The following is a 22,236-nucleotide window of genomic DNA, read 5'->3' as shown; positions in this document are numbered from 1 at the left end:
TTTTGTCCATTTGCTCAGGAGGTCTCTTTTGAGTTTGACTACTATGCGCGGCTTTTAACCCAGACTATTTTTCATTCTAAAATTTCACGTCTAATTCTGCTTTCCAAATCACATTGTCGTTAGCATTATTAGACGCTATTGTATCATCAACAGTCATCCTTTGTATGAAAAACGTTGTTGTTGGTGAAAAGGCATACGTTATTTGGGCGTCAGTCACATTTTCCGGATCATTGGTATTGGAGCCTGCTGCTCCTTCCAGCATAGCGTACCGGTTAAATATAGCATTTTTTTGAGCGGATATATATCGGTATGACACATTCCACTGCCCTTTTTTCTTTAATACTTGATCTCCATATACAATCTTTGCAGCATTAAAACGTCCCTGGCTATCTGCACTATTGTTGGCATATTCATAGGATAGCCCTACCTTAGGAGCTACAAGAAAACCAACATTGGCAAACGTATAGTTTAGTAAATCAACACCAGCCGTATTATTTCTAAAATCAGCATGCCCTACTGTATAATTAATATCGTTAATCTTACCATTTAAAATTTCCGAAGCTATGTCAACATTATTAAAAGCGGTAGCCGATTTGTTGCCCCAGCCAGTAAATCCGGTAAGTGTTGCTCCCTTGTAGAAACTACCATACTGCACTGTAAGTGCTGCATCCTTTCCTAAATGATCCAGATTAAATTTTGCTTTACCGCCGCCATAACTGAAGAAAGTGCTATCTACAATAATGTTCATTGGATCAATTATTAATGCCTGTTCACCTAAGGACAATGCCATATTACTTCCTGCTTTGGCAGTGTAATAATATCTGTCAATTTGATTGTCGTAAGTATTATTGGTACCATTGGCAGTCATATGGTTATCACCGCCAACATTAGTCCACGAGTCATTAAAAAGGTTATTTTTATTAGGAGCTTTGGTAACAAAACGAAAGCCAATATAAGAATCTGCATCAACGTTGATTTTACCATTCAACCTTAATCGTATTTGGTTGGTAACTGAGCTGGACGTACCAGATTTAAGATAATCCACATCCCTATATCTCGCACTGAACACGCCGGAAAATGATACTTTGTCTTGCGTTTTCTCAAGTTTACTTATACGTTTATCATGCTCCAGCAATTTACTATAAATATCATTGTACTCTGCTTTCAACGCATTAATAAGCAGCTTTTGGTCAGCATTCGCTTTATCATACCTTGTCATCGCGTTAAAGACCATCTGCGCCATTTCATATCGGCTAACCGGCTTGTCCCCCGCAAAAGTATCCTTACTAACTCCTGTAATGATACCAGCTTCGGTTAATTGCTTTACTGCTTGATAGGCCCAATGGGATGGTGGAACATCAGCATATATACCTGCAGCATAAACATTAACGGTAAAACAGAACAACAACAACAAGCTCAAAAATACAAGCGTCACTCTTTTCATACCGAATTCCCCCACTCAGAATATATAGATTACCATAACAATCCTGTGATTAGGAATTACCTTTTTACAATCAGAACCTGAAAGTTCTCTGATAATGCTTCACAGTTGGAAGCAGTTACACCAGTTCCCCACCAACATAAGGATAAAACCGGCTAAAGGACTCCGCATATTTGTATTCACTATTTCCAGAGCATCTGCGGGCATGATTGCCTCTCATTTTGGCTCTGTCTGCATAATAAGCAATCAAGTGTTTCTGCGCCTTAAAACACTGCATCGCTGCCTCTTTTTGCTGATAGGTCTCGGTAATGTCAATAATTACATCCGGCTTAAAATCGCAAATCTCGGTCTGATGCGGTTCAAATCCGAAAATACGGGCTTGCTTAGCCGTAGGATATCCCTCTATTTTTACTCCATTTGATATAGATAAGACACTAGCTTCCCATACGAATTTAGATACATTTTCGTGGTCAGGATTAAATGCGTCTTTCGGACCATGGGTAATAATGTAATGCGGCCTTACTTCTCTGATTTTCTTCACCATGCGTTCCATATGTTCTCGAGTGAATTCCAACTTATAGTCTTCAAGATCCCAAAACTCTACGTTTTTGATATTAAGCTGCATTAAGGCTTGCTCAACTTCGGCGTGCCTTGCTTTTTTGACACTTTCCATAGTCTGGCCTTCCTGCTTCCACAAATCATTTGATTCACCCCGGACACCATAACTAAGAATCACCAGAGAAACGTTAGCCCCATTTTTTATATATTTAGCCATTGTTCCTCCCGACCGCCAAACAAAATCAGCCGCATGAGCACTAACAACAAGCAAGTTTACATTTGTATCAATCATATTGATTCCCCCGTTATTGTTTACTAATCTTCAATCAATTGAGCAGGATTTTCGACAAACATCTTTTTTACGTCTTTATCGGTAAAACCATTGGCCAATAAATTGGCGGCGAACAGTTCCAGCCCCTCATCAGGATACAGTCCGTGGGGCTGTCCCAAGTCTGTAGAAATCACACAGTTTTCAACCCCCACATACCTGATTTCGGCATATACCTCTTCCCAAGAAGTCTTGCCTGTCTGCGGTGTAGTAAAACAGTGCTCCATGTAAGCTCCCCATTCAGCTAATTCCTTTTGTTCCCCTTTAGATAATCTAGTCGAAGGAAAGTCAGGATGAGTAACAATTATTTTTTGCACCTTATGCTCCTTAGCTGCTTTTACGAGAGCAAAAACCTCCTGCTTGCCGAGATGTCCTGTAGCCAAAATAAGGTTGTAATGAGCTATGACATCCAAAATAGCCAAAACACTGGACTTCAATTGCCCATTGTCTAAAATGCCGATGCTTGGCTGAGTCCGTCCTTGTGCTATCATTTCCATCTGCAAAGCGGCCCAATAAGGCATTTTTTCCGGTTTATGAATTTTAAAATGCTCCTGCTCATTAGCGGCATCTACTGTGGGCATCCATACTAACTTAGCTCCATCTCTGGCTGCCATTTCTACGGCTGCCCAATTCAATCCGCCTACAGCATTGTTTAGACTAATCGTGCCGACTGCACTTACATCAGGATATAGTTTGTTGATCAGCTTGGCCCTGGCAGCAGTACTATTATAATGAGATTTAATAGCATACCCTTTCATCCCGAACTTTTTCACTCTCTCAGCTAAATCAAGATCATCCAGCTTACGCGGCATAACATCAGGACCTGAGTGAACATGTAAATCATACGCACCTTGCAACAAATTTCTTATATCGACTTTCATCGTTCTTCCCCCGCTTTATCATTAATTGATGAACTCGCAGCCTTTTTCTTTAAGAGCCTTGTCAACCCAAGAACGATTCCAGGTACCATTCTTAATAGCTTCTTTCGTAACTGTCTCCTGCGCCGCTTTTTCTTCCGCTCTTTTTAGGATAGCCGGAGCATCATTGGGATCGATAACGATAACACTGTCGGCATCCCCTACCAGAATATCACCGGGTTTTACAACAACTCCGCCGCATGTGATCGTAACGTTAATTTCACCGGGTCCATCCTTGTATGGTCCCTTTGGCGTTATCCCAGCCGTATACACTGGTATACTCATTGACCTGAGGGCTGTTACATCGCGAATAGCGCCATCAATAATGAATCCGCTGACCCCGCGTTGCTGCGCCCAGCTTATCATTAATTCTCCGATCAGCGAGTTAGTTAAATCACCTTGACCATCAACTACGATAATATCGCCAGGAGCAGCCATATCAATAGCCTTATGCAAAAGCAAATTATCCCCAGGCCGTGTTTTTACTGTAAAGGCTGTACCAAGCAAAAGAATGCTGTTGATTGGTCTAATTCTTGCATCCAAACAATAATTCCGGTTCATCACATCCCCGATATTTGCAACTGGTATACCGCGAAACTTTTCGATTAATTCCTTTTTTGGCCGTTTAATGGCTGTAACAATTCGAAACCCAACATTGGACATTATTATAACCCCTTCCTGCTCCCGATTATTATCATACAATATTGTTGAACAATATTGTATGATAATAATGTACTCCTTTTTACAATTTGAGTCAATAAGATTTTTCAGAATAGCATAAAAAATACTTCCGAGTTTTCTCAGAAGTATTTTTTATCCATTCACAACTTAAAATCTAATATTTTTTCCGGTCAAGAAAGATAGTAATAATTACGCTCTATTACTTCTCTTACAGAGGAAATATGGATTTTCACAACTTCCTCTGCTTTTTTTTCGTCATGCTGGCGCAAAGCTTCATAAATGTCGAAATGCTCTTTAAGAGACATTTCGATTCTGCCCGGAAGCAGTATCGTACGGAACTGATAACGAATAAGCTGCGTGCGAATCATATTAATGATTTCTACTGCTTGCTTATTGGGAGCTGAGTTATACATGATACCGTGAAATTCTTTATTTTTTGCGGAGTATTTATCAAATTCGTTGTTAATGAGGAACCCCTTCATTTGCTCCAGCACATCTTTCATTTTATCCAAATCATTATTGCTAATATTGCAAGCCGCACTCCTGGCAATCAATCCTTCTAAAACTTCCCGGATTTCCAAATAATTAACAATCTCCTCCAGTGTAAATGCCTTAATTGTTGCTCCTTTGTTATCTTCTACAACGATAAGATTCTCCTGCTCCAATTTTAGCAGCGCTTTTTTAATTGTATTGCGACTAACTCCAATCATTTCAGTAAGTTGAACTTCCGTCAACTTCTGAGAAGGTTTGAATATACCTGACAATATTTTTTCTTTGATATATTGGTATGCCATATCGGTTTGTCTGCTCATAAATGATACTCCTATCAACGTATTAGCAGGCGACAATTGTTGAACAATATTGCCACCTGCTAAAAATATACACTGATAGAAGTTGCATGTCAATGCGATTTATCAAGCCGGTGATCCGCCCCCATGAGCGAATTGTTTGCTAAAAGCTGGTTGATTTTGCAAAATAATCTTGACGGGTTCCACTCAGGCAAAAAGGAAAAGTCACGGCATTAACTAATATTCAAAAGGAAATGACTTACAAGGAGATGTATGATTATGGAAAACAGCATAAAATATGTTCATACCAATATCATCGCGAAAGACTGGAAGAGGTTAGCCAATTTTTATATCGATGTTTTTCAATGCACGCCGGTTTATCCTGAAAGGAATCTTAAGGGAGAGTGGCTTGATAAACTAACTAAGATAAATAATGTTAACATTAAAGGAATTCATCTTAGTTTACCAGGATATGAAAATGGGCCTACGTTGGAAATCTTTGGGTATGAACCAAATAATCTGACTGGCAACAAACCAATAATCAACCGTCAAGGTCTGGGACATTTAGCTTTCCACGTTGATTCTGTCAAAGATGTATTAGAAAAATTAGTCACTAATGGTGGAGAGCAACTGGGAGAATTAGTAATTCAGGATTACGGAACGCTGGGAATACTGACGGTGGTTTACACCCGTGATCCGGAAGGGAACATTATCGAACTACAGAATTGGGCAAAATAACAAAACTCCTGCCAAACTGTTATTTTGAGGCAGAAGCTTGTTAGGAAAAACTTATTGTTGCAAATAAGCGCGTGCTTTTTCCCGCAACTGGGGTAATTGTACATATAGGTTTATGCCCGGGCAAAGCGTTGCGTTTAAATCACGATGTCCAAGCAGGCTGGTATTATCCGGGCGGATATTATAAATATGGCTTAAAGCTGCCACCAGCATAGCTGCTCTTTCAACCTGCACCGCCGTAGGCATGGAGTCTTCAAAATTACCATCCAGCACAATGCCAATAGAAGATTCATTATATTTGTAAGTATGGGCGCCTACCGTATCTCTCGGCCGTCCCCGCTCAATCATACCATTTTTATGAATTACATAATGATAGCCAATACCTGACCACCCATTCGCCAGGTGCATGCGATGAATTTCCGCCGCCGATATATCGACATCGCCCATTCCAACATGATGAATCACAATTAAACTAGTTGAAGCCCGGGTTTCAAGAGGGCCAAACGCCAAGTTGGTCTCCTGAATTCCCAAATTTTTTTCTTTCATTGCGGTAGGCCCGCTAAAACTTCCCACATCAATCCGCAGCCAGTACCTTCCCGGATGAAGCAGAGACGGAATCAGCGCGTACCTCATTTCCGGCACTGCGTTTGGGTTCTTAAAAACAAGCCGTATAGAAGAATCTTGTTGATTGGCAGCTTTCACTTCAACCCGTTTAATATAAGGATTGGTATAGTTTATTTGTCCGGTTAAATCAACAGGACGGCAGTTCTTTAGCAAAAACACAAATTCGCAGGATGTTTGGCTTTGAACAATCTCACAATCACTAGAAATCATCAATTCTAACCAGAAATAGTTTTGACTAGAACCGGCCGGATTTTTAAAACCGCTGTAGATTTTGAGCAGCTTAGTCAATTCTTCGCCGGCCGCAGCACTATATGCACTCAGTAAATTTTGTCCAAGCCAAATTGCCGAACAAGCTCCTAGGGTGCTTTGTAAAAATTCTCTCCTGTTCATACTATCCATTGCCACCGACTTTTTATTTTATTTCATTTTGTAAGTTCGATACTGGCTATCAATCTCCTTTCTTGTCCAATTGGCAAATCATGGCAATCGGAATAAAGAACGCAGTGACGGTTCTCCCGTCTCGCAGGTTGTACCAAAAACAAAAACAGCCTATCCTTCTGAAGTGCCTTCGCAAAACCATTTACCTGGCAACACTTGCTGCCGCCAAGAAATGGTTTAGGCCGCTCAGAAACGGGACAGACTGTACACTCACTTACACTTATTCCTCAATAAAGTCCACCAATTCTTTGTTGAACTTTTCCCGTTCGTCATAGAATAATCCATGACCACTATACTTGAATGGAACAAGCCGGGAATTGCAAATTCCCTCATGTTGCGCTTCGGCCAATGGAAACAAACATACTTTGTCGTGGATGCCATGAAGAATTAATGTGGGAACGCCGATTTCGCCAAGATCGGAAAATAGGCGTTCTTCATCTAACCAGGTAACTGCAACTGCCGCAGTGGACCACCCCGCAGCTTGCAGCCCCATTTGAAAAAACCAGTCTGATAAAGGTTCGGTTACGTGCTGAAAAAAGAACATGTCGCCAAATCCCTTTAACATCTTAGGTCTGTCTGTTTCGGTGTCTTGTATAATTTTTACTACGTCTTCTCTCTTTAATCCATATGGGAAACAGGGACGTTGTATAAGACTTGGAGCCGCAGCGGCAAACAGTGCAAGCTTGGATACTCCATAACCGTTATGGCGGGCCATGTACCGGACTGCGATGGCTCCCCCTGTTGAATGACCGCCAAGAGTAATATCGTCTAAATTAAGCGACTCGATTACACAGCGAATGTCGTCTGACATTGTATCGTAGTCGTATCCATTCCAAGGCTTATCTGAATTACCAAACCCTCTGCAGTCAATTCCAATACACCGATATCCCATCTTAGGAAGCTTATTAAACTGATATTCAAACATCTTATGGTTTGCGGGCCAGCCATGGATGAACAAGATTGTCTTACAGCCGTCCGGGTTAAGGTCCTCAACGTAAATTTTTACGTCCGGCTCAACTTTGATATAAAATCCCACCCGGAATTCTCCCCCCTTCATTACATTCTACATAATATATTATGCTTTGGGTCGATAATGGTGCCCAACTAAGAACAAGCTAGAACAGGAAAGAACCAGCCGGTTCGCCAATCTCAGTATGGTCGTACTTTTAATGGGGCTATTATGAATTGGAGGCACCTAGTCCCCAACACAACAAAGCTCTTCAGGCAACCCTGAAGAACTTTGTTGTGTTGTTATGCATAAATCTTACTCTTTTAAATAAGAACAACAATAATCCGATACTTCTTTGGCAACAATTTTAAAATTGGAGTGTGCTGGAATCTCAAAAGTTTGCCCCGTCTCAACGGTAAGCCATTCTTCACTATCAGGCAGCAAAACTTCCAATTTACCAGCCAAAAGTTCCATATGTTCCTTATCCGATGTTGCAAATTCATATTGCCCCGGCAAAATGATTCCCAGCGTCTTTTTTTCTCCGCCGGCAAATAAAATAGTACGGCTTGTCACTTTACCATTAAAATAAACGTTCGCTTTTTTTAATACGGAAACATTTGCAAACTTATCCATTTTAAACCTTCTTTCCGAACTTCAATTATCGGAATGTTTTTACGTTAGATTCAAGTATTGGGTTAATTTTCTGCGAGATATCCCGGCTTCGGCCGATTCCGTTCCTTAAAGCGGTTAAGAATGATTCGCCTGATTTTAAACTATTTATTATTGCTTCCGTAACTCCTCCTTTTGTTATCATTTTTGAAATATATTCTGTTTTTTCACTTTCTGCATTAAAAAGTGGTAAAACTCCTTTTGCCCATTCGTAAATATCTAAAAACGCAGGGTAGTCTTTTCCTATTTCATTGATTGCCTCTTTAATTGCAAATTCATTATCTTCCAGCAACAATGCCGCAGGTAAACATACGCCAGCCGTAAAAATATCTATCTCACTTTCATTTGAGATTTCAAAAAATTGAAGCTTTATTTTTTGAAAAATATAACTTACTAATTCATTATAAGGATATACGGTTGCAATTCCTTTTTCGGCAACGATCGTATCCGGCCCGCTTACCATCATTCGAAAAATTTGGGTATTAAATATTTTTTTTAATATTTCAGTAGACAATCCGGCTAAACAGGAAACAACAAGCGTATTCTTCATCAATTCCATTGCTTGAAAACTTTCAACATCCTGAGGTTTTACCGCCAGAAAAACAATATCCGTTTCACTAAAGATTTTTTCATTTTCTGAAAGGCATACAGTAAGTCCCAATTTTTCTATTTTCTCAAAGGTGGCTGGGTTGCCTTTATACGAAATATAAATATCTTCTTTAACGAATCCGTGGTTAATCAAAGACCTCGAAATAGCTTGTCCCAGATGTCCAAATCCGGCTATTCCTATTTTAACGTTCCTTTTCATGCCTTCACGGCCTCCTAACGGGTCCGAATAAGATAGGACAGCATTTCATTGTTCTCACACAAACTGTTGAATCTTTCTTTACCGATAATATCAATTAAAACATTTCCCCATATATCATGTTTTATATATTCCTTAGCAACAAGAATAATACTGGGGGTTGTTGTCCAGACGCCTTCCGCTTTCCCGTTTTCCCCCATCTCACAAATCACTACTTCTTTGGAGTCTCCAATTATTATATTTAGCCGGTTTCCCAGTCTCGCCTGTGACGATACTCCACAGCTATCCAGATTAATATAGTAATTACTTTCTATTGATGAATTTCCAAATATCCCCGCAACAACTGTAACCCCACGCTTTTTCGCCTGTGCTATCGCATCACTTACCAGAATTTCCTCTTCCGGCCAAACGGATAGTAAAAGAGATACGCTTGCATTCTGAATAAGACCGATTGTTTTTTCGGCAAATGTTTCATATCCCGAGAAATTATGTGTTACATCAATATCTGGTAATGGTTCTGTTTTTTTCAATTGTCCTTCTAAATCTTGTATCATTAAGGTAAATTCCTGCTTCAATTTGGCTAAAAGGGTATCCGCCGGAACTGGATAATACTTACCACTTTCCGTCGTACTCTCCACGATAGCGCCCTTGATCCTAAGCCGGTTTATCGTATCATAAATTTTCGCAGATGGAATTTTGCCTATTTTACTAATTTCATAGCCATTAATAGGATATTTTCGGATTAAGGCATAATATGCTTTTGCTTCATAAGAAGAAAAGCCCAGTTGTTCTAACTTCAAAATAATATCATTCACTTCGTCACCTCCTTGTTATCCTATCTTAATTCTAAAATTACACTATGGCAATAACTACCAGGGTATGGTATATAAATTTATTTTTTGCTCCAAAAAAAAGCCGCGGTAACGGGGTTCACTTACCTAATAGCCCATTTGAGGAACTCTAGGAACAATCATCGTCGTCGAAGAACAGCAATAAAATGATTATCATAATAACCCACCAGTCCCCGCTGTTATCGCGGCCAGAGTCAGAGTCCATAGGAATTCCTCCTTCGAAAATAATAACCCTATATATCTTATGTTAAATAGCAAATGCCGGTTACTATTACATACCCCCCCAAAAATTGCGGTACATGGAAGGATTATGTTTGAATAGTAACCGGTAGCTGGAACCCGGCAATAACAATGCCCATAACCTACTAAGATGTAAGTTATGGGCGTTTTCGCCATAAATTTTTTCTTTAATTACTATAGGAGCTTGGGCAAAGCAGTGGTGAACAGTCACCACATCCTTATAGATTACATAAAATGTAACAAATAAATATTCAAAAGGAGGGCTTTTTACGAATTCCAATAATCATAGGCAACCTGTGTCTAGCAGCGATGTAAGCGCCAGTTCAGACGAGTTTAACGAAGCTTTAAATGGAGTAATTGCTGCAATTGCTATATTAGTCTGCGCTATCATACTGCTTTTAAATGGTTTATTTAGATTAAGACAGCAAAATGAGCGTAGAATGTTCAGGCTTTTTCTAGGCTGCTTATCGGAAATGCCTGAAATGGAGACTGTTCAGGAGCTAGAGACGGTAGAAGAACAGGAATTAGAAACTGCAGAGGAATTAGAAGTTGAGCAGATACCTATTATTAAGCTCTTATAAACAATTCTATTGCCAGAGTACTTCATAGCATTATTATTCTCGGGGGTGTCTCAAAAGAGGCACCCCTCACATTTTCCAAGATTTGCTTTATAACATACAACAAATACTGCTCAACTACGGTTTCGCAACATAGATCCCAGAATTTTCCCTGCCCTGTAAGCTTGCTGTTGCGCTTGTTCTTGAGCCATAAAGTGTGGCGGGAAATCCTTATCTTCGATGTTGTCGAGAAAACCATGGACTCTGACGACGCGGCCAACACCACAATCATGACCATAGCCACAAGTATAGCACTGACTATATCCTTCGACCCGTACCGATTCAACAACAGCCATTTTGTTTCGCAGCATGAAATCTTCGATTTGCGGTTTTACAAAATCTTCCCCTTCATACCCGGCACTTACGATCAGTCCCAGTTTGCCGGCCAGACTAAAGACTTCCTTGTGACGAAAAGAAAAGGTTCTTTCCCAACAGACATGCCCCATGGCATTCATTTTGTTAAAATAGTTTGGCGCCCCAAAAACAATCGCATCGGCATTGAGCATTTTCTCCCCTATTTCGTTCCAGTCGTCTTGCAGTTTGCACCGATTATCCGACGCGCAAAGTGTACAGCCAATACATCCGTTGATTCGTTTTCCAGCAAGAGAAACATAGTCGTATTCCAATCCGGTAGCCATTAAAACCGCTTTCACTGCTTCACTCGTTACTCCATTAGCCCTACCGCTCGCGCTAATACCTAAAATCATATTTTCCAGCTCCCTTTTGCGTACTTTCTTCTTGTACCTACCAGTCGGTACAATGACTTAATAAAAAGATTTTTCTGGAAAAAGCTATAATTGATAGGAAACTATGCTTCACAAAGTCCGATAAAATTCGGCCGCCACTAGGTATACTAGACAGAAAGAACGGTCTTTCCTGCTTTCAACAACTGTGTCAACGGATGTCCCATCCCCTTTACTTCGATACCAAGGTCCTCCAGAATCTTCGTTGCCCCAAACATATTGGCACATGCCACGCAGGCTACCACATCAACTCCTGCGTCTATCATTTGCCGGATACGCCCCTGCAGTTCCTCATCCCGTGCCAAAAGTTTCGTAGAGGCCCCCCAGATAATCAGGGTGACGTCCTCCCACCAACCTTTTAGTTTGGCGTTAAGTGTGTACATAAAGACCATGCTTAAGGCAGTCTCGCGGTCCCCGGTGGTCCAAAGTACATACAGCTCGTTAGAATCCCCCGGTTGAACTTCTTGATTCATGATTACTCCTCCTTGTTATACCGAAATATAAACCGCCAACCCATTCAATGCCGCTGATTTTGTACAAAACTCCTGATCAAAAACTTTATCTGAGCGGTAATATTGACCAGAACATTTAAATCCTGCTTGCTTTTCATCAATAAAATGCCGCCTTCGATCATTGCTACAATGCCTTGAGCCATTTTGTTTATCTCTTCCGGGTCTGCCTGAACCGGCAATATCATCTCGCTGAGCACCGGCTTAAGTTTGCTCACCCAAATTTCAAAGACTGTCTCCAACTTCCGGCGAAAAGCTTCGTCATGCTCACTCATTTCAACCGCAAGATTACCAAATACGCAGCCACATTTGGCCTGGTTGAGCCGCTGTTGTTCAATTACCCAGTCAAGCATCTCATTAATCTTGGTTTCGGGGTCTTTCCCTGAACTCAGGATGTTTTCCATGAGCCGCTGATTCCAGCTCTCGAAACGATAATTAAGAACAGCCAATCCGAGTTCATGTTTGGAGCTAAAATAGTGGTAAAATTGGCCCTTGCCAATCTGAGCAGCCTCTAATATATCGGCCAGTTTAGTATTTTCATAACCCTTCGAATGCATTAAGGCTGCCGCTGCTGCTACGATCTCCCGACGTTTATCTGTCAATTGAATCCCCTCTCTGTACCTACCGGTTGGTACAAAATTATTGTATTGCATTATTCCTTTACTGTCAAGTGCTGCCTGGGTTCCCCTAACGTTTATTTGCACATCTTATTTCAAATATCGGATTAACTAAATCTAGAAATAAGGCAGCAAGAAGCAATTCAAAATTGGCAAGGAAGTATTCCAAACTGGAATACTTCCTTGCCGGTACTAACTACAGGAATACTGCCTAACATAACGAACCTTTAGTTAAATGCTCATCCAAAACGGCTTGCCGATTTTTTTCGAAATACTGGAAAGGAGCTCATTATTGCATGGACATCGAACAATTAAGGTATTTTTTGGCAGTCTCCCGCTACCGCAATATGACACTGGCAGCAGAGCATCTTTATATTTCGCAATCCTCCTTATCGAAACATATTGTCCAATTAGAAGAAGAAGTTGGTTTGAAACTTTTTGACAGAAACGAGCGCACATTGCGCCTGAATTCTGCAGGCCACGAGTTTTTCAGCTTTGCCGAAGAGCTCGTCGCCAAGCACGGCGTGATGATGCGTAAAATGCAGCAATACCGGCAGCCCGACGAAGGACATCTGACCCTGGGTTCGATCCCGATTATGAGTCAGTATGATATTCATCGTGCCATTGCCGCTTTCGCCAAACAATACCCGGACATCACGATTCAGACTTTCGAAGAAAAAGGCGACCATATCGTAAAAATGCTTGACGAAGAACTGCTTGACCTGGCTGTTGTGCGGACAGTAACCTTACCCAGCAACGCGTATAAAGTAATACCCCTTGCCGATGACGAATTGGTATTCGTCACAAATACCAATCATCCCTTAGCCCACAAAAAGCCGCTTCCTCTCAGGGAAGCGGCAGAAGAATCCTTTATCCTGCTGGATTCAGGGCCGGGGCTATACGACCTATGTTTATCCGCTTGCGCCAAAGCAGGATTTTCGCCTACAATCCGGTATCAGCACACGCGCATCGAATCTATCATCGGCTTTGTCGCGGAAAACATCGGTGTATCCCTGCTAATGAAAAAGGTAATCAGTTTTTTCCAGCATCCCGACATCGTCTGGCTGGAATTGGAGGAGCCTGCAACCAGCACGCTTGCGCTCGTCTTCCCGCATGGGAAAAAACTTTCACCCAGCGCGAATTTGTTCCGCAATTTTCTTATAAAGTGGTTTAAGAAGTAATCTGAAATACGCGCTGTGTTAGGTCCATCGCTGAAACCCCGCCGTTTCAATTTGAAATACATCGGTAATTTTCCCCACAACGTGCCGGGTCATGTCGTCAATGCTGGCCGGCTTGTTGTAATAAGTCAGCATGGGCGGCAAGATCCTGACCCCCAGCCGCGCCAAAGTGAGCAGATTGGCAAGATGGATCGGGCTGAGTGGCGATTCCCGCGCCACCAGAACTAGGTTGCGTCCCTCCTTGAGGGTAACATCGGCGGCCCGCAACAGCAGGTTCTGCGAAAAACCGTTCGCGATGCCGGAGACCGTTTTCATGCTGCAGGGTACGACGACCATTCCCTCTGTCCAGAACGTTCCGCTGGCTATGCCGGCACCTATGTCATCCAGCGCATAGCACTTCGTAGCCAGCGCCTCTATTTCCGTTACAGAAAGCGGTGTTTCCTGCTCAATCGTTTGTTGCGCGCCCTTTGTGATGACCAGATGAGTTTCCCAATCCGGTCTTTTTTGCATTTCCTGCAGCAAGGCAACCGCTATGGGAATCCCGCTCGCCCCGCTCATGCCAATGACCAGCCGTTTAACAGAGTTCTTTTCTCCGTGCAGGTAGACCCCCTCCTTCCTCTACTTTGTTTTACCGGGCAATGAAAGTGGCCCACAGATACGAAATCGGCATCGCCACAAACAAAGCCGGGATCATGTTGGCGATCGGGAAGGATTTTACCCCGCTGATGCGAAAGCCCGTTGCCAGCATCAAAATTCCGCCAACCGCCGTAAAATCGGCGATCATTTTTGCATCCGTCATCGGTAAAATCAGGGATGCGCTAAAATACAGGGCAAGCAGCACGATAAATTGCGGCACACAGATTGTCATGACCATATAGCCAAGTGCCGTAGCAAAAATCCCCCCGGTAAAAAAGTCAAGAAAGGACTTGGTCAGCAAGATTGAAGAATTACCGGTCATACCTTCGTTTAAAGCTCCGAAAATACCGGTTCCGCTAGCGCAAAACAAAACCAAAATGCCGACAAACTTCTCCATGAATTCCTGTTGGTTTTGAATATTGCCGCCACTTTTAAAAATCCTTTTCAGCGGCTTTTGCACGGCATGAGCACAAATTTCGATTCCCTTTTCCAGCCGAATCAGTTCTCCGATGGCACTGCCGACAATCAAGGCCAAAATCACAGGCGGCAGCATATGCATTTTCACAATCATCGCGACGCCCATTGCCATTGATGCTATGCCGAAAGTCAACGGCAGTGCCGTCCGCAATCTTTCCGGAACTGAGTCGCCCAGAAAGGCGCCCAGAAAACCGCCAAGTAAGACAGATGTACTATTAACAATAACACCGACCGGTAATTTTACCATTTATTCAACCACCTTTGGAAACAATGTTGGAGCAAACCGGGCAGGATCAACCTCCATAAACTTTGCCCGCTGGAATTTTTCTTTTAGATGATACGGAACCGTGCAGTCAAAGATTACTTTGCACGACAAACCCCGGTCACGCAGCGCCGGGTTGTATTCCGGTGTTTGCGACGGATCCAGGGGATGACAACGGATCCCCGGAATGAAAACCGTGTCAATGTCGCCTTGATAACGTGTGTTAAGCGCCCATAATACGTCATTGCTATCAAATGGATCGACATCTTCATCAACCAAAATTACGTGTTTCAACTCGGAAAAAGCCGAGAATGCCAGCAATGCCGCTTGCCGTTGCCGTCCTTCATCACTGGGTACGCTTTTTTTAAACTGCAGCACCGCCATGTATTTGCCGCCACCGGCAGCATGAGCGTAGACATTCAGTAACCGCCCGGGCATTGCTCGTTCCACCATGCCGAGAATGCTGGCCTCCGTCGGAATTCCCGCCATACTGACATGCTCTTCACTGGGGCCGATACAGGTCTGCAGGATTGGATTCCGGCGATGCGTCACCGCCTTTACCTTTATTACATGAATTGCCGGTGCGGCCGGTCCTGTGTACCCTGGAAATTCGGGCATAGCCTTGCCGCTATTTGTGTTTTCATCTTCACGCATTCTCGTGTTGGGCAATAACTCGCCTTCGATGATATATTCCGCATTAGCAATTGCTTTTTCGTCGATCGTCAGACAAGAAACAAGCTCAACCGGTTTACTGCGAATCGCGCCTGCAATGCTCAGTTCATTAAATCCCTGCGGTGTTGTCGGCGCCTCAAAACCAGCACCGACTGCAATAGCAGGATCTACACCAATACTGATGGAAATGGGCAGCGGCTGCCCTTTCTTTTCCGCCTTATCAAAGAAGGCGCCAATATGGCGTGCGCCTGGCGTAATCCACATCGACAACGTATCTTTGCCTTGCACACACAAACGATGAATCGTTACATCCGATTCGTGCGTTTCCGGATCCGAAGCGTAACACAGGCCGAATGTGATGTATGGGCCGGCGTCTTCCGGCGTATTGGTCGGCGCCGGGACCAGCTTGCGAAGATCAAAATCCGCATCGGTGGCAAAACGCTTAATCTCTTGGCAGACCGCCTCCTGCTGCGGAATGACGACCGGCGGGATTGCTTTCGCCACCGCTTCCTGCAGCAAAAAGCCAAGCCGTTTTGGCTGCGTGCCCAACATAAGGGCAACCCGCTCCCGACTGGCCAGAACGCCGATTACCACTTTGGCGTCAGGATGACCTTTTACCCGGTTAAACATCATTGCCGGTCCAATCTGAGTCGGCCGTTGTACGGTTCCGCCGGCACCGACGTAACGGTAGACTCCTGACAGTTCAGCCTGGGGGTCCACTAATTCATTGGTTTCAATGTACTGTCCGGGATTATTTCTCAACAATTCAAGCGCAGAACGTAAATCGGCCACTTGCACATCTTTTGGGGATTGCATACTATACCTCCTTTTCATTACGGTCCCATTATAACAATTGGATAATTGTCAGAACAATTCAGAATCAGAATCATTCGATTCCTAATAAGAATACGTATCTACCTGGTCCTGATAGGAGCGGAACCGTTTCATGGAGGCAACAAGCCTCTGACCTGATAAAAATAAAATGCAGCCAGACCCGAGATGGGCGGCTGCATTTTATTTTTTGGTTCATTCAAGGCTGCGTTAAATTTTTGTGCAGTAAGTTAATTGTTGGCAACAAACTTAGCATAATCACCATTTCTTTCAGCCGCTGTTATAGACCAAAAGTCATTGGCAATCTTGGTTTCTTGAACGTTACCATTATCGAAAGCTGCTTCAAATTTGAAATAGTCACCGTTTTTTTCTGCTGCAGTCACATCGGAACAGCCAGTGTCTTGTCTGAAGCTTGGGACCGGCGCCTCAAATTTATAGTAATCGCCAGCTCTTTGAGCCGCTGTCACATTCCAAGAATAATTTGAAGTAGTTTCCACATTGGGACTGTCGGCAAAAACCTCTCCCATCAAAGTGATGAGAGCAAGACATACCAACAAAGAGATTACCGTTTTTTTCATTTTACATCCTCCTTTCCAACAGAATTGATAATGACCATGATCATTTAAGTGCGCGCACACCTATATCATATTGCATGTTAGTTGCAAATACAACCATTTTAAAAATGATTTTTTCTTTACTATATTGAGAATTTTCTATATAATTTCCAATATAGTTTCAAATGAAACTTCTTGGATAACCTATGATAGTCTTAGAATTTTAAGCCACAAAGAATCATTTAGACTGTTTTCAAAGTTAACAAATTAGTATGGAGGTAGTTATTTTGCCAAAAGAAAGATTAGGAAAGCATATTTCTTTGATTTATAGATATAGTCAAATATTTTTTAATTCAGAATTAAAAAAATACAATTTAGGTAGCGGTCAATATATTTTTCTGGTTACTTTATTTGAAAATAACGGCATCAGTCAGGAGCAACTGGCAAATATCGTAAAAATCGATAAGACTACAACGGCTAGAGCTGTTGCAAAGCTAGTAAACGAAGATTATGTTATTAGAAAGATAAGTGAAGACGATAAACGGGCTTATAATTTATATACTACCGGTAAGGCGGAATCTATTAAAAATATTTTGTTTGAGGTTTTAGATTCATGGAATAAAATAATGTTAGATAATCTTGACCGCGAAGAAAGGGAAATCCTTTTAAATTTGATTGAAAGAATTGGAGCCAGCATTCTTAGACAGACAAATCAAATTGAACCAAATAATACTAAATAGATTTCTCTTATGCCAGCTATAAACAGCAGACTGCGAAAAGTGATTCTAAATAGAATTTAGCCATTCGTCCTATTTCGCCGAAACTTGAAATAGGATAGCATTAGTTTTCTATTGATGCCCAGATGCACCAATCCGGCTCCAATAAAGAGAAATCCAGCCCATCCATGCGCTTTTTCCGGATAAAACGGCTTTTCTTTCCTGGCCATTGTATATTTATCACCATTGTTATCTATCATTTGCTGCTGAACTATTTGCGGTTTGGCCTTGTGGGCAACAACCATCTGTACACCTGATACAGATACAATAATGAATGCGATTGCCAATATAATCGATGTAATTTTTCTCATAATAATCACCCTGTTTTAAACCTCTATTTATTTGCCTGCAATACTCCATCATATGATTCCTGTTTATTATGATTAGCATTTTTTTCTTTGACTGTCAGATAGGCAACAAAAGCAAAGATAATAACTATTAATATAAAACTTACAAGGCCGCGGTCTATAGCAAGGCCTCCAATTTTAGCAGGCATTGAAAGCCAGTCGGTAAAGGAAGCACCTAGCGGGCGCGTTATTATATAGGCGAACCAGAAGGAAAAAATCGCGTTCATTTTAAACCATCGATATCCTATAGCCGGAATAGCAATTAAGATAGCAAATATGATTCCGGATAAAAGGAATCCCCAATGCAGTACAAATGCAGTAAAATCCCCCAATGCCGTACCAAGTGCAAATGTATCTATTACAGTTAACCAATAAAAAAATTCACGCCGAGGAGTGCGGATGTTGTGAAAAGATAGCGTTTTCTCCACCCCATACCATACAATAAAAATAATAACTTGTGCTATTATAAAACCTGACGATGAAACAATGAGGGGAATTCCTAATCTCCTAGATAAAATGTCTGCAAACATTGTACCAAATATGCTAACCATGACAACAGCCAACCAGTAAATCCATGGTACATAGCGGCGTACTTTAAACTGCAATCCTAATGCAACTGCAAGACCAAAACCCGCAATCGTTGTTGCAAGTGGAAGTGTTAGCATATCCGCTGAAAAATCAGCGAATACCTCTCCCATACCAGTGGTTAACACTTTGATAATCCAAAATATTAGTGTAACTTCCGGCACCTTGATTAAGGTCTGTTTTACTGTAGCTGATAGATTTTTATTCATGCTGTTTCCTCCAAAATTATTTATCATTTTCTTTTCACAGCATAGACCCTAAAGATTAATTCCTGGTTAGACTAAAATTAGAATTTGGTTAAAAATTACAAGTAGTGGTAAGCTAATTATAGGACTTAATTGGATAAAGGAGGAATTACGATGAATAACCCTTTGGACGAATTAAAGAAACGGCTGGCGGAGATTAGTGACTTAACGGCGGCAAGTGCCGTCTTATCCTGGGATCAGATGACGCTGATGCCGTCAGGGGGCGCAGCGGCGCGGGCCAGGCAATTGGCGACGATGCAAAGGCTGGCCCATGAGAAGGCGATTGATCCGGAAATCGGCAGGCTGTTGGAAGCGCTTCAGCCATTGGCTGATACATTGCCGCAAGACTCTGACGACGCCAGTTTAATCCGGGTTGCCACCCGGGATTATGAGCGGGAAAGTAAGATTCCGCCAAGCTTTACGGCCGAGTTTTCAGAACATGCGTCCCATACCTATGAGAAATGGGCCCAGGCACGGAGCGAGCATAATTTTAAAATCGTGGAGCCGTTTCTTGCTAAAACACTGGATTATAGTCGGCAACGGGCTAACTTTTATCCCGGGTACGAGCACATCGCCGATCCATTAATCGACGCGATGGATGAAGGACTAAAAGTCTCGGTCATCCGTCCCTTGTTTGACGAACTCCGGCAAGAGTTGATCCCACTCGTGCAACGTATTACCAGTCTTCCTCCCGCCGACGACTCCTGCTTGAAGCAACAATTTTCAGAGGCGGAGCAACTACAGTTCGGACTCGGAGTAGCAAAGGCTTTAGGATACGATTTTGAAAGAGGCCGCGAGGATAAAAGTCCGCATCCTTTTACAACCTCTTTTTCCATCCAGGATGTCCGCATAACAACCCGGGTTAAGGAAAACGAACTGAATGAAGCACTCTTCAGTACAATTCATGAAACCGGGCATGCCTTATATGAACAGGGCATCAACCCGGAGTTGGAGGCGACTCCCCTGGCGGCAGGAACGGCAATGGGCATCCATGAAAGCCAATCCAGACTGTGGGAGAACCTGGTAGGCAGAAGCCGCCAATTCTGGGAACATTTCTTTCCGGAATTGCAGAAGGTTTTTCCGGAACAATTGGGCAAGGTTTCCTTGGACACATTTTACCGGGCCATCAATAAGGTACAACGTTCTCTCATTCGGACCGATGCTGATGAAGTGACTTATAATCTGCATGTGATGATCCGTTTTGACCTGGAACTTAGTATGCTGGAAGGAAAACTGGCTGTTGCCGATCTTCCCGAAGCCTGGAATGAAAGATACCGGCAGGATTTAGGCATAACGCCTCCGGACGATTCCAGGGGCGTTCTCCAGGATATGCACTGGTATAGCGGAACAATCGGCGGATATTTTCAGAGTTATACGATTGGCAACGTATTAAGCGCCCAATTTTTCGAAGCGGCCCTGGCGGCCCATCCGGAAATTCCCGGGGAAATTGCGGCAGGCCGCTTTGAAACGCTGCATCAGTGGCTAACGAAAAATATCTACCAATATGGCCGGGAGTTGCAGGGGATGGAGATTGTCAGGCGGGTTACCGGCAAACCGATGACTATCGTACCGTATATCCGGTACTTAAAGAAAAAATACGGTGAGTTATATCGGCTTTAATTTATGCGTCTATTTCCGGCCTAAATCAGGCCTTCCCGGCAATAGGACTGTGACAAAAGGGGAGTCGAGAAAATTTCTCGACTCCCCTTTTGAATTTAGTTCTAAAAATACGCGATTAAAATTCAGATTATGTAATATCTACCTGTTTTTAGGAATTACAATTTGTATATGGTGTATTCCACCTTTTTTGAAACCATAGCCATTCTTCAGGATGTTGCCGAATTACATCTTCGATGACCTTAGTCATCTGTAAGGTGCTTTCGCTAAGATCCTGATCCGGATTATCGCACTGTCCATAAACAAGCGGCGGTTGAATCACTATGTGATGTTTTCCCCTGGAAGAATGAAAAATAAAACCGGGCACAACTACAGCTTCAAATTTTTCAGCAAAAAAAGCCGGCCCAATGGGTGTTGAAGCTTCTTTTCCTAAAAAATTTACAAATAAGCCATTGGGGCCACCGTCTTGATCAGCCAGAAAACCCAAAACCTTTCCCTTTTTTAACGCTCTGGCCGCTTTAATTATTTCATTGGTACCACGATAAAAAATTGTATTTCCCTTCATTTCCCGGTACTCTTTCAAAAAACGGTTATATTGGTCATTCGGCTGAGGCTGGGCAATCGCAGTTACAGGAAACCCAGCTAATGATAAGGCAACGGCTAACCATTCCCAGTTACCAATATGGGCTGTAAGAAAAACGACCCCCCGGCCTGACTCTATAGCTTGTTGCAGATTTTCCAATCCCTCAATTGAAATATACCGGCTAAAATTTTCTCGCGTTAGTTTTGGTATATACAATATTTCTATGAACGTTTGTCCTAAATTATAACATACCCGTTTAACAACCTCTTTTGCTTCTTCATAAGATATTTCCAAGCCATTCATAGCTTGATTAATGCCACGATTCCGCTGGCGTACAGCCACCAAATAAAACAGATAGCCTAAACTCCGGCCAATACGAAAAACCAAAGAATGCGGCAGCAAACATATACCGGCACTCAGAATCTTTAATAAATAATACCTGAAATTAGTAAGCATCCATGCCTCCTCTTATGTATTGCAACATCTTGTATTTTAAATTCCCTGTAACATAAAGGCTCTTATTTCCTTATACTTCATAATATCCCATATTCCTCCTCTACTCTAAATATAAATATGTAGGATAACAGTCCCTTAAGCATTCAAAAAAAACCGGCAGCCGAAGGTACAGCGACGGTTTTCTCGTCTTAACATTGTTTTTGTTTTATTTTAGTGGTTCCATTTCACCACCATCAGCAAAATGATGCGTTTCTCCCTTCAGCCAACGATTCTCAATCAGTTTGTTGCAAAGCTATATCTGACTGTGCATTACAGATGGAGAATCCAGCAGTCAACAAAATAATTAACCCCATAACTCCTATCCGGTATAACTTTTGATTCATAAGTCAATGCCCTCCTTAAAAACTCGTCTTTTATTAGTTGTTTATATTATATTCTTTAAATTTTTCGGTTCTGTTACAACTTCCTAACATAATTAACACAGTCGCCTCGCCTTGGCTTCATTGC

The 22,236-nt window shown here is 42.3% G+C and carries 25 protein-coding genes; 5 read left to right on the top strand and 20 right to left on the bottom strand.

Features of this window, described 5'->3' with window-relative positions; genetic code table 11:
- Positions 1-76: 76 nt before the first annotated feature.
- From LUCIF_RS23865 to LUCIF_RS23845, 5 genes are all read right to left on the bottom strand, one after another.
- Positions 77-1,444 carry an S-layer homology domain-containing protein gene (locus LUCIF_RS23865; protein WP_122630313.1) on the bottom strand — a complete coding sequence of 456 codons (1,368 nt, stop codon included), beginning with the start codon at positions 1,442-1,444 and terminating at the stop codon, positions 77-79.
- Positions 1,445-1,559: 115 nt separating this feature from the next.
- Positions 1,560-2,291: a PIG-L deacetylase family protein gene (locus tag LUCIF_RS23860; protein ID WP_207858388.1), complete on the bottom strand. Its 732-nt coding sequence runs from the start codon at positions 2,289-2,291 to the stop codon at positions 1,560-1,562.
- 23 nt (positions 2,292-2,314) lie between these two features.
- Entirely contained in the window at positions 2,315-3,208 is an 894-nt protein-coding gene (locus LUCIF_RS23855; RefSeq protein ID WP_122630312.1) for a DUF6282 family protein, read from the bottom strand.
- A gap of 21 nt (positions 3,209-3,229) precedes the next feature.
- Entirely contained in the window at positions 3,230-3,907 is a 678-nt protein-coding gene (locus tag LUCIF_RS23850; protein ID WP_122630311.1) for an RraA family protein, read from the bottom strand.
- A gap of 188 nt (positions 3,908-4,095) precedes the next feature.
- Positions 4,096-4,737, bottom strand: coding sequence for a GntR family transcriptional regulator (locus tag LUCIF_RS23845; protein ID WP_122630310.1), 642 nt, complete (start codon positions 4,735-4,737; stop codon positions 4,096-4,098).
- Between the two features lie 255 nt (positions 4,738-4,992).
- On the opposite strand from LUCIF_RS23845, the gene LUCIF_RS23840 reads away from it, so the two are divergent.
- Complete coding sequence (locus LUCIF_RS23840) at positions 4,993-5,451, top strand: VOC family protein (protein ID WP_122630309.1); 459 nt, start codon at positions 4,993-4,995, stop codon at positions 5,449-5,451.
- A 51-nt stretch (positions 5,452-5,502) separates the two neighbouring features.
- Here the strand turns inward: LUCIF_RS23840 and LUCIF_RS26650 are convergent, their stop codons facing one another.
- The 5 genes from LUCIF_RS26650 to LUCIF_RS23815 all read right to left on the bottom strand — a co-directional run bounded on the left by LUCIF_RS26650 (position 5,503) and on the right by LUCIF_RS23815 (position 9,748).
- Positions 5,503-6,471 carry a peptidoglycan recognition protein family protein gene (locus LUCIF_RS26650; protein ID WP_207858387.1) on the bottom strand — a complete coding sequence of 323 codons (969 nt, stop codon included), beginning with the start codon at positions 6,469-6,471 and terminating at the stop codon, positions 5,503-5,505.
- A gap of 259 nt (positions 6,472-6,730) precedes the next feature.
- Positions 6,731-7,546, bottom strand: a complete 816-nt coding sequence (locus LUCIF_RS23830; RefSeq protein ID WP_122630308.1) for an alpha/beta fold hydrolase — start codon at positions 7,544-7,546, stop codon at positions 6,731-6,733.
- Positions 7,547-7,774: 228 nt separating this feature from the next.
- On the bottom strand, positions 7,775-8,092 hold the full coding sequence (gene ppnP, locus LUCIF_RS23825) for a pyrimidine/purine nucleoside phosphorylase (RefSeq protein WP_122630307.1): 318 nt from the start codon (positions 8,090-8,092) through the stop codon (positions 7,775-7,777).
- A gap of 25 nt (positions 8,093-8,117) precedes the next feature.
- The gene (locus LUCIF_RS23820; RefSeq protein ID WP_122630306.1) at positions 8,118-8,936 is read right to left on the bottom strand and encodes a pyrroline-5-carboxylate reductase family protein; all 819 of its coding nucleotides are present in this window, start codon (positions 8,934-8,936) and stop codon (positions 8,118-8,120) included.
- 14 nt (positions 8,937-8,950) lie between these two features.
- A complete protein-coding gene (locus LUCIF_RS23815) occupies positions 8,951-9,748 on the bottom strand; it encodes a TrmB family transcriptional regulator (protein WP_122630305.1) in 798 nt (265 codons plus the stop codon).
- A 572-nt stretch (positions 9,749-10,320) separates the two neighbouring features.
- Here LUCIF_RS23815 and LUCIF_RS23805 point away from each other — a divergent pair.
- Complete coding sequence (locus LUCIF_RS23805; RefSeq protein ID WP_122630303.1) at positions 10,321-10,605, top strand: hypothetical protein; 285 nt, start codon at positions 10,321-10,323, stop codon at positions 10,603-10,605.
- A gap of 110 nt (positions 10,606-10,715) precedes the next feature.
- On the opposite strand, the gene LUCIF_RS23800 is transcribed toward LUCIF_RS23805, so the two are convergent.
- The 3 genes from LUCIF_RS23800 to LUCIF_RS23790 form a co-directional block, all read right to left on the bottom strand.
- Positions 10,716-11,348: a flavodoxin family protein gene (locus tag LUCIF_RS23800; RefSeq protein ID WP_122630302.1), complete on the bottom strand. Its 633-nt coding sequence runs from the start codon at positions 11,346-11,348 to the stop codon at positions 10,716-10,718.
- A gap of 146 nt (positions 11,349-11,494) precedes the next feature.
- On the bottom strand, positions 11,495-11,857 hold the full coding sequence (locus LUCIF_RS23795) for a DsrE family protein (RefSeq protein ID WP_122630301.1): 363 nt from the start codon (positions 11,855-11,857) through the stop codon (positions 11,495-11,497).
- 44 nt (positions 11,858-11,901) lie between these two features.
- Positions 11,902-12,495 (bottom strand): TetR/AcrR family transcriptional regulator, encoded by a 594-nt coding sequence (locus LUCIF_RS23790; RefSeq protein WP_122630300.1) that lies wholly within the window; start codon positions 12,493-12,495, stop codon positions 11,902-11,904.
- 311 nt (positions 12,496-12,806) lie between these two features.
- Between LUCIF_RS23790 and LUCIF_RS23785 the strand changes: the two genes are divergently transcribed.
- On the top strand, positions 12,807-13,691 hold the full coding sequence (locus LUCIF_RS23785; protein ID WP_122630299.1) for a LysR family transcriptional regulator: 885 nt from the start codon (positions 12,807-12,809) through the stop codon (positions 13,689-13,691).
- Positions 13,692-13,709: 18 nt separating this feature from the next.
- On the opposite strand, the gene LUCIF_RS23780 is transcribed toward LUCIF_RS23785, so the two are convergent.
- The 4 genes from LUCIF_RS23780 to LUCIF_RS23765 all read right to left on the bottom strand — a co-directional run bounded on the left by LUCIF_RS23780 (position 13,710) and on the right by LUCIF_RS23765 (position 17,144).
- Positions 13,710-14,288, bottom strand: a complete 579-nt coding sequence (locus LUCIF_RS23780; RefSeq protein WP_503100511.1) for a UbiX family flavin prenyltransferase — start codon at positions 14,286-14,288, stop codon at positions 13,710-13,712.
- A 28-nt stretch (positions 14,289-14,316) separates the two neighbouring features.
- Positions 14,317-15,048, bottom strand: coding sequence for a DUF554 domain-containing protein (locus LUCIF_RS23775; protein WP_122630297.1), 732 nt, complete (start codon positions 15,046-15,048; stop codon positions 14,317-14,319).
- On the bottom strand, positions 15,049-16,551 hold the full coding sequence (locus LUCIF_RS23770) for a UbiD family decarboxylase (RefSeq protein WP_122630296.1): 1,503 nt from the start codon (positions 16,549-16,551) through the stop codon (positions 15,049-15,051).
- Positions 16,552-16,796: 245 nt separating this feature from the next.
- On the bottom strand, positions 16,797-17,144 hold the full coding sequence (locus LUCIF_RS23765; RefSeq protein ID WP_122630295.1) for a hypothetical protein: 348 nt from the start codon (positions 17,142-17,144) through the stop codon (positions 16,797-16,799).
- Between the two features lie 263 nt (positions 17,145-17,407).
- On the opposite strand from LUCIF_RS23765, the gene LUCIF_RS23760 reads away from it, so the two are divergent.
- Positions 17,408-17,860: a MarR family winged helix-turn-helix transcriptional regulator gene (locus LUCIF_RS23760; protein WP_165866146.1), complete on the top strand. Its 453-nt coding sequence runs from the start codon at positions 17,408-17,410 to the stop codon at positions 17,858-17,860.
- Between the two features lie 56 nt (positions 17,861-17,916).
- Here the strand turns inward: LUCIF_RS23760 and LUCIF_RS23755 are convergent, their stop codons facing one another.
- Together LUCIF_RS23755 and LUCIF_RS23750 are read right to left on the bottom strand one after the other, a co-directional pair.
- Entirely contained in the window at positions 17,917-18,207 is a 291-nt protein-coding gene (locus LUCIF_RS23755; protein WP_122630293.1) for a DUF4405 domain-containing protein, read from the bottom strand.
- Between the two features lie 23 nt (positions 18,208-18,230).
- On the bottom strand, positions 18,231-19,037 hold the full coding sequence (locus LUCIF_RS23750; protein WP_122630292.1) for a COG4705 family protein: 807 nt from the start codon (positions 19,035-19,037) through the stop codon (positions 18,231-18,233).
- Positions 19,038-19,187: 150 nt separating this feature from the next.
- Between LUCIF_RS23750 and LUCIF_RS23745 the strand changes: the two genes are divergently transcribed.
- Positions 19,188-20,693 (top strand): carboxypeptidase M32, encoded by a 1,506-nt coding sequence (locus tag LUCIF_RS23745; RefSeq protein ID WP_122630291.1) that lies wholly within the window; start codon positions 19,188-19,190, stop codon positions 20,691-20,693.
- A 148-nt stretch (positions 20,694-20,841) separates the two neighbouring features.
- Here the strand turns inward: LUCIF_RS23745 and LUCIF_RS23740 are convergent, their stop codons facing one another.
- A complete protein-coding gene (locus LUCIF_RS23740) occupies positions 20,842-21,729 on the bottom strand; it encodes a lysophospholipid acyltransferase family protein (protein WP_122630290.1) in 888 nt (295 codons plus the stop codon).
- Positions 21,730-22,236: the final 507 nt, after the last annotated feature.

The sequence above is a fragment of the Allolucifera butyrica genome, assembly GCF_900476375.1.
Taxonomy (GTDB): domain Bacteria; phylum Bacillota; class Negativicutes; order Sporomusales; family UPPP01; genus Lucifera; species Lucifera butyrica.
The sequence above is the reverse complement of the archived record's forward strand: the minus strand, read 5'-3'. Positions and strand labels throughout refer to the sequence as shown.

What these genes read in the sequence shown, in the direction of transcription:
- LUCIF_RS26650 (WP_207858387.1), bottom strand. Translation starts at nt 6,471, where the DNA reads ATGGATAGTATGAACAGGAGAGAATTTTTACAAAGCACCCTAGGAGCT.
- LUCIF_RS23800 (WP_122630302.1), bottom strand. Translation starts at nt 11,348, where the DNA reads ATGATTTTAGGTATTAGCGCGAGCGGTAGGGCTAATGGAGTAACGAGT.
- LUCIF_RS23845 (WP_122630310.1), bottom strand. Translation starts at nt 4,737, where the DNA reads ATGAGCAGACAAACCGATATGGCATACCAATATATCAAAGAAAAAATA.
- LUCIF_RS23785 (WP_122630299.1), top strand. Translation starts at nt 12,807, where the DNA reads ATGGACATCGAACAATTAAGGTATTTTTTGGCAGTCTCCCGCTACCGC.
- LUCIF_RS23820 (WP_122630306.1), bottom strand. Translation starts at nt 8,936, where the DNA reads ATGAAAAGGAACGTTAAAATAGGAATAGCCGGATTTGGACATCTGGGA.
- LUCIF_RS23855 (WP_122630312.1), bottom strand. Translation starts at nt 3,208, where the DNA reads ATGAAAGTCGATATAAGAAATTTGTTGCAAGGTGCGTATGATTTACAT.
- LUCIF_RS23850 (WP_122630311.1), bottom strand. Translation starts at nt 3,907, where the DNA reads ATGTCCAATGTTGGGTTTCGAATTGTTACAGCCATTAAACGGCCAAAA.
- LUCIF_RS23750 (WP_122630292.1), bottom strand. Translation starts at nt 19,037, where the DNA reads ATGAATAAAAATCTATCAGCTACAGTAAAACAGACCTTAATCAAGGTG.
- LUCIF_RS23840 (WP_122630309.1), top strand. Translation starts at nt 4,993, where the DNA reads ATGGAAAACAGCATAAAATATGTTCATACCAATATCATCGCGAAAGAC.
- LUCIF_RS23770 (WP_122630296.1), bottom strand. Translation starts at nt 16,551, where the DNA reads ATGCAATCCCCAAAAGATGTGCAAGTGGCCGATTTACGTTCTGCGCTT.
- LUCIF_RS23765 (WP_122630295.1), bottom strand. Translation starts at nt 17,144, where the DNA reads ATGAAAAAAACGGTAATCTCTTTGTTGGTATGTCTTGCTCTCATCACT.
- LUCIF_RS23865 (WP_122630313.1), bottom strand. Translation starts at nt 1,444, where the DNA reads ATGAAAAGAGTGACGCTTGTATTTTTGAGCTTGTTGTTGTTGTTCTGT.
- LUCIF_RS23745 (WP_122630291.1), top strand. Translation starts at nt 19,188, where the DNA reads ATGAATAACCCTTTGGACGAATTAAAGAAACGGCTGGCGGAGATTAGT.
- LUCIF_RS23775 (WP_122630297.1), bottom strand. Translation starts at nt 15,048, where the DNA reads ATGGTAAAATTACCGGTCGGTGTTATTGTTAATAGTACATCTGTCTTA.
- LUCIF_RS23755 (WP_122630293.1), bottom strand. Translation starts at nt 18,207, where the DNA reads ATGAGAAAAATTACATCGATTATATTGGCAATCGCATTCATTATTGTA.
- LUCIF_RS23860 (WP_207858388.1), bottom strand. Translation starts at nt 2,291, where the DNA reads ATGATTGATACAAATGTAAACTTGCTTGTTGTTAGTGCTCATGCGGCT.
- LUCIF_RS23795 (WP_122630301.1), bottom strand. Translation starts at nt 11,857, where the DNA reads ATGAATCAAGAAGTTCAACCGGGGGATTCTAACGAGCTGTATGTACTT.
- ppnP (WP_122630307.1), bottom strand. Translation starts at nt 8,092, where the DNA reads ATGGATAAGTTTGCAAATGTTTCCGTATTAAAAAAAGCGAACGTTTAT.
- LUCIF_RS23740 (WP_122630290.1), bottom strand. Translation starts at nt 21,729, where the DNA reads ATGCTTACTAATTTCAGGTATTATTTATTAAAGATTCTGAGTGCCGGT.